Annotated in this window: 5 protein-coding genes; 1 reads left to right on the top strand and 4 read right to left on the bottom strand. The window is 72.7% G+C overall.

The genetic code is table 11. The features are described 5' to 3' along the window. Positions 1-1801 (bottom strand): ATP-dependent helicase (locus tag G3I19_RS33670; RefSeq protein WP_164267505.1); only part of this gene is annotated, 1801 nt, incomplete at its 3' end. A gap of 280 nt (positions 1802-2081) precedes the next feature. On the opposite strand from G3I19_RS33670, the gene G3I19_RS33665 reads away from it, so the two are divergent. Further along, positions 2082-2321 carry a mycoredoxin gene (locus G3I19_RS33665; RefSeq protein WP_164267504.1) on the top strand — a complete coding sequence of 80 codons (240 nt, stop codon included), beginning with the start codon at positions 2082-2084 and terminating at the stop codon, positions 2319-2321. Between the two features lie 33 nt (positions 2322-2354). Here the strand turns inward: G3I19_RS33665 and G3I19_RS33660 are convergent, their stop codons facing one another. From G3I19_RS33660 to G3I19_RS33650, 3 genes are all read right to left on the bottom strand, one after another. Further along, positions 2355-3641 carry an ABC transporter substrate-binding protein gene (locus tag G3I19_RS33660; protein ID WP_343235288.1) on the bottom strand — a complete coding sequence of 429 codons (1287 nt, stop codon included), beginning with the start codon at positions 3639-3641 and terminating at the stop codon, positions 2355-2357. Beyond that, positions 3638-4885 carry a hypothetical protein gene (locus G3I19_RS33655; protein ID WP_164267503.1) on the bottom strand — a complete coding sequence of 416 codons (1248 nt, stop codon included), beginning with the start codon at positions 4883-4885 and terminating at the stop codon, positions 3638-3640. The genes G3I19_RS33660 and G3I19_RS33655 overlap by 4 nt, the downstream gene beginning before the upstream one ends. After that, positions 4882-6036: vWA domain-containing protein (locus G3I19_RS33650; RefSeq protein WP_164267502.1), on the bottom strand; the 1155-nt coding region annotated here is incomplete at its 5' end. The genes G3I19_RS33650 and G3I19_RS33655, both read right to left, overlap by 4 nt.

Raw genomic sequence — 6036 nt, 5'->3', positions numbered from 1 at the left:
CGCCCCCGGCGGCGCCGCGCGTCCCGGCGGCCGCCGAGCCCGGTCGCAGTCCGCTGAGGAAGCGGCTCGCGCGGCGGGAGGCCCTGCCGCCGGGCGACCTGGACAGCGCCCAGGAGAGCGTGAGGTGGAGCCGGGCCCTGGTGACCCCCACATAGAGCAGCCGACGCTCCTCCTCGACCTGCTCCTCCGTCTTGGCGTAGGTGATCGGCATCATTCCCTCGGTCAGCCCCACCAGGAACACCGCGTCCCACTCCAGGCCCTTCGCCGAGTGCAGCGAGGCCAGCGTGACGCCCTGGATGGTCGGGGCGTGCTGCGCGGCCGCCCGCTCGTCCAGCTCCGCGACCAGGTCCGAGAGGGTCGCCCCCGCCCTGGCCCCGGCGAAGTCCTCGGCCAGGCGCACCAGCGCGGCCAGCGACTCCCACCGGTCCCGGACCGCCCCGGATCCCGCGGGGGGCTCCGCCCGCCACCCCTTGGTGCCGAGCACCGCCCGCACCTGGGACGGCAGGTCCACCGCGTCGTCGAGGAGCGGGTCGTTGCCGCCGGCCCTGGCGGCGCCGCGCAGCGCGACGCCCGCCTCGCGCACCTCGGGCCGTTCGAAGAACCGCTCGGCTCCGCGCAGCTGGTACGGCACCCCCGCGTCGGCCAGCGCCTGTTCGTAGACCTCGGACTGGGCGTTGATCCGGTACAGCACGGCGATCTCGGAGGCGGGGACACCCGCCGCGATCAGGTCCCGGATCCGGCGGGCGGTCCCCTCGGCCTCGGTGGGCTCGTCGCCGTACTCCTTGTAGACGGGGTCGGGTCCCGGCGAGCGCTGCGAGACCAGCTCCAGGCGGTGTTCGGCGGCGCGGCCGCGGGCCTGCGCCAGCAGCCCGTTGGCCAGGTGGACGACCTGGGGGGTCGAGCGGTAGTCCCTGACCAGCTTCACCACCGTGGCCTGCGGGTGGCGGACCCGGAAGTTGAGCAGGTGGTCGGGGGTGGCGCCGGTGAAGGAGTAGATGGTCTGGCTGGCGTCGCCCACGACGCAGAGGTCCTCCCTGTCCCCCACCCACAGGTCGAGGAGCCGCTGCTGGAGCGGGCTGACGTCCTGGTACTCGTCGACCACGAAGTGCTGGTACTGGCTGCGGATCCGGTCGGCGATGTCGTGCCGGTCCTGGAGGATGCCGACGGTCAGCAGCAGCACGTCCTCGAAGTCGATCACCCCGCGGTCCCGCTTGAGCTGCTCGTACATCGCGTAGATCTGGGAGATCTCGGCCGGGCCGCGGGGCGCCTCGCGGGCCGACTTCGCGATGGCCGCCGGATAGTCGGCCGGCACGGTCTGGGTGACCTTGGACCACTCGATCTCACCCGTCACGTCCCGCAGCTCGTTGCGGTCGAGCCGGACACCGCAGCGGCCGGCGGCCTCCGCGACCAGCTGGACCTTGCGCTCGACGAGCCGGGGCACCTCGCCGCCGACCGCCTTGGGCCAGAAGAACTGGAGCTGGCGCAGGGCCGCCGAGTGGAACGTACGCGCCTGGACGCCGCCCGCGCCGAGCTGGCGCAGCCGGCCGCGCATCTCGCCGGCCGCGCGGTTGGTGAAGGTGACGGCGAGCACCGTGGAGGGCTGCAGGATGCCTGCGCGCACCCCGTACGCGATGCGGTGCGTGATCGCGCGGGTCTTGCCCGTGCCCGCTCCGGCCAGCACACACACCGGACCGTGCAGGGCGGTCGCGACTTCGCGCTGCTCGGGGTCGAGCCCGTCGAGCACCGCGTCCGCGGAGTCCGGAACCTGCGGGAAGAGAGAGGCGTGCGTTGCTGCTGTCACCCCGCCATGCTGCCAGGTCCCGCGGGAGCCGCCGATCGGTTGTCCACAGGGACCAGGTCGCAGTCGTACTTACTGCGGGGGCTGCTGGGGGGAATGGCCGCCGGGTCTCGTACGTTCTACGCCATGTGACTTCCCGGGGCCGTCCCCAGGGAACGCCTATGCATCGAACATACCGAATGCATGTGAACGAACGTATCGAACGGAATGTTTCGGACGAAGCAGTCGGACGAAGCAGTACAGAAGGCTGCGGGCGACGCAGCAGCAGAGGAGCGCGAGAGACATGCCGGGCACTGTGACGATGTACAGCACCACGTGGTGCGGCTACTGCCGCCGGCTGAAGGGCCAGATGGACCGCGAGGGCATCGCGTACACCGAGGTGAACATCGAGCACGACGCCGATTCCGCGGCCTTCGTGGAGAAGGCGAACGGCGGCAACCAGACCGTCCCCACGGTCCTCTTCCCCGACGGCTCGACCCTGACCAACCCGTCGCTGGCCCAGGTGAAGCAGAAGATCGCCTAGGTTCCACCGCCGTCCCTGCCCGGGTCCAGGGGGCTAGGCCGCCGGACTGCCGCACACCTCCGGCAGTGCGGGCGCGCCCGCCAGTCTGCTGCGTTCCTGTTCCAGCTGCGCCAGCAGGCGGTTCTGGGTGGCGCTGTCCGGTGTGCTGAGGAATTTCAGCACCGCGTGCTGGAACGCGTCGCGCAGCGTGGGCGGCATGGTGTCCGAGGCGTCGAAGCACAGCTCGTGCGTCGGCGCCTCGCGCGTTCCTCCGGTGAGGAGAGTCGCCGCCTTGCGGCCGAGCGGGTCGGTGGGCTGCGGGTCAGACGCGCTGGGGAAGTGCGGTTTCAGCTGCGGTGCGGCCTGTGCCAGCCAGATCTTGCGCCCCTCGGGTCCGGCCAGTCTGCTCAGCAGTCTCATCGCCGCCGGGCTGTCGCGGAACACCGCGGCCATGTCGCCCGACACCTCGTACGCGTCCTTGTGGCCGCCGAGTCCGGGAATGGTGTCGGCCGACGGCTTGAAGGTGATGTCCGGGCCGTACAGATAGCGGATGAAGGTCCCCGCGTGCTCCTCCGTGCAGGTGCCGGAGTTGAGCAGCCCCTTGCCGCCTTCTCCGGTGTACGGGATGTCGAGCGCGCTCCTGGTGTCCTGCCCGGCCATCAGCGAGGCCCAGGTGGTCCACGCGTCCCGTACCTCCCGGCTGGTCCACGGCAGCGCGCCGGTGGCCCACTGCTCGTACTTCTGCGGGCCGGAGCGGTGCAGCAGGATGTCCTCGATCCAGTCGGTGCCCGGCCAGCCCGTGGTGGCCTGTGCGCTCATGCCCAGGCACCAGCTGTGCGGCCTGACCGGCTGGGCCGTCCTCGTCCACACCAGGCTCTTGATGTCGACCTTGAGCGGGACCCAGTAGGTGTGCCTGCTGCCGTTGACGACCAGCTCGGGGGCCCATGGCGGGTACGCCCTGCTCGCCAGGTCTCCGGTCAGCGGGGTCAGCGCACCCTCGCGCGCGTACTCCTGGAGCTCGCCCTGGCTGTTGAGGATGGCCACGTCCGGCGGCGCGTCCGCCTCCAGCTGCGCTACCAGCGTCTCCCGCAGCGAACTGGTGCCCTGGTAGCTGTAGTTGTACGGGGTGCCGTCGTCCAGCAGGTCGAGTGTCCTGGTGAACGCGGCCGCCTCGTTCCCCGTCCACGGCCCGAGGACCACGACCGTCCGCTTGCCGCCGCCGGAGCAGCCGCCGGCCAGCGCCGCGGCGAGCACGACCAGCGTGCCTGCCAGCAGCAGGCGCAGACCGGCTCCGGGCCGCGTCGCCCTCGTTGGCCTCTTCCCCCTCTCTTCCCCCCTCACTGGAAGTCCTCCCGCCGCGGAACCCGTACGTAGTCGTGCCGGTAGGCCAGGAGCGCCCAGCCGGTGACGGCGGCGCCGAGCAGGCCGGCGGGCAGGATGAACCCCGTCACCGACGCCCAGCCCGCGCTGTGCGCCCCGCGCATGGCCCGGTCGACGCGCTGCTGCAGGGCGTCGACCGAGCCCGGCGCGGCCGCCGTTCCCGCGGCCGGTGCCGGCTGGACGGCAGGTGCGGTGGCGGACACCCGGGCCAGCTCGCCGTCCGCGATCCGCCGGACGGTCGCCTGGCCGTGCTGCACCTGCACGGTGCCCAGTACCAGCACGGGCACCGCGAGCAGCGGCAGCACGGTGGCCGCCAGCGGCAGGCTCAGCAGCCGGAACCTGGTCGTCAGGAAGCTGAGCGTGCGGAACAGCCCGACCGCCAGCAGGACATACGCGGCGCAGGCGACGGCTGCGAGCACCACGGGCGCTGTGCCCCACCCCGCCTCCTGGTCGAGATCCGCGCGCAGACTCCGCTCCAGCGAGCCGATGCGGTCCTGGATGGTGGTGGCCTCATAGCCGTGGACCGTGCGTACGGTCCGGTCGGCGCAGCGCGCCGGGGCGCCCGCACCCTCCGCTCCGTCCGTCCCGCCCACATCCGCGCCGCCTGAGCCACCGCCGCCGCCCGCACCGCTCCCGCCGCCCGTCGTCTCGCAGAGCATGCTGAGCGCGTACGAGAGGTACGCCTTCTTGAGCGTGGGGTCGTCCCTGTTGCGGTCGGCGGTGCCGATGTAGCCGTTGTAGTCGACCACCAGGCCCGACACCACCTGGAGGCCCTGGCGCTGGGAGGCGCTGAGCGCGGGCGACTGGGCGGCCTCGTTGAGGTTCTGGGTGGCCCTGGTGATCAGGGTCGGATAGGTCTGGCCGAGTCCGATCAGTTCCGGCCCCTGGAGGACCGCATCGGCTTCCTTCTGCGCCTGGTCCAGGGCGATTTCGGCCCGGGTCAGCTCCACCAGGGCGGGGCCCGTGCGGTCGGCGATCCGGGACGAGTCGCCGTGCACCTCCCCGTACGCCGTCGACAGCGCTCCGAACGCGACCACCGTGAGCAGCGGCAGCACCATCAGCCGGTCGCGGAGGAAGGCGGGGCTCTGTCCCGCCGGTACGGGCGCCAGGCAGAGCAGCCTGCGGAGCGCCGCGAGCACCCGGCGGAGCACGCCGAGCACCCCGAGCACTCCGAGCGCCGGGAACACCCGGTCCGTGTCCCTCACCGGTGGCTCGTCGTGTAGCTGGTGCGGATCCGGGCCGTCTCGATGTCGAACCGCCGGATGCGGGCGTGCAGTTCCACCTCACCGTCTGCGCCGGGCTCGACCAGCTTCTCCAGGTGCTCCCGCATCGCGCCGTCGCCGACCTCCACCGCGAGCTGCCAGGCGCGGCCGAGCGCCCGGCGGGCGGCCTCGGTGTCACCGGCCCGCAGCGCGGCGCAGCCCTCATCGAAGCACCGGACCAGATCCTCCTGGTGCAGAAAGTGGCCGACATCGGGGTGCACCCTGCTGTACAGCCCGTGGTCGCCCGACCAGCGGACCACCACCGGCCGGGACGGCGGCAGTCCGGCAGGCGGCCGGCCGGCGCCGTCGCGTACCAGCTCCACCTCGGTGAGCATCAGCTCCGTGCCCTCCGCCTCAAGGGTGTGGCGGGCGCTGAGCGAGAGCAGGTACGAGCGGGTCTCGTCGCCCCAGGGTTCGGTCGCGTACTCCCGCAGGTACGCGGTCTCCTCGACCGGCCGCAGAGTGCGCCGTGTGGGGTGGACCTGGCCGAAGGAGCGCAGTTCGGCGTTGTCGCTGCGGTAGAGGCGCAGCCGCAGTCCGGTGAGGTCGCGCGCTGCCGCCTGTCTGGTGAGGTCGCGCAGTCTGCCGGGGAGCGGGCCGGCCGGATCGTCCGGAGCCGCCGGACCGGGTGGAGCGGGTGGAGCGGGTGGACCAGCCGGGCCGGGCGGGCCGGGTGGACCCGCTGCGCCGGTTTCCTCGAAGGCGTGCGCCGTGCCGTTCAGCGCGCTGGTGATCAGAAGCAGTTCGTCGGTGTCCCAGCCGTCACCGATACCGATCGCGTCGCAGGTGAACTGCCCGGCGCAGTCCGCGATTCGGGCCGTCAGCTCCTCCCTCGACTCGTAGCCCGGTTCGTTCCTGCCGTCCGTGAGCAGCAGGGCGTGACGTACGAAGTCCGCGCCGCCGCCCGGGAGTCCGGCGAAGAGCTCACCGGCACGCCCCAGCCAGCTGCCGATCGCGGTGCCGCCGCCGGGGTGGCAGGCGCGCAGGGCCTCCACCGCCGCCCGCCGGGTCTCCTCACCGGCGACCGCGAGGGTGCGCCCGCCGCCGGACTCCTGCTTCGGGTAGACGGTGCCCGGCCGGTCGCGGCCGGCGAC

Source organism: Streptomyces sp. SID10853, assembly GCF_010548145.1.
In the GTDB taxonomy this organism is placed as follows: domain Bacteria; phylum Actinomycetota; class Actinomycetes; order Streptomycetales; family Streptomycetaceae; genus Streptomyces.
The sequence above is the reverse complement of the archived record's forward strand: the minus strand, read 5'-3'. Positions and strand labels throughout refer to the sequence as shown.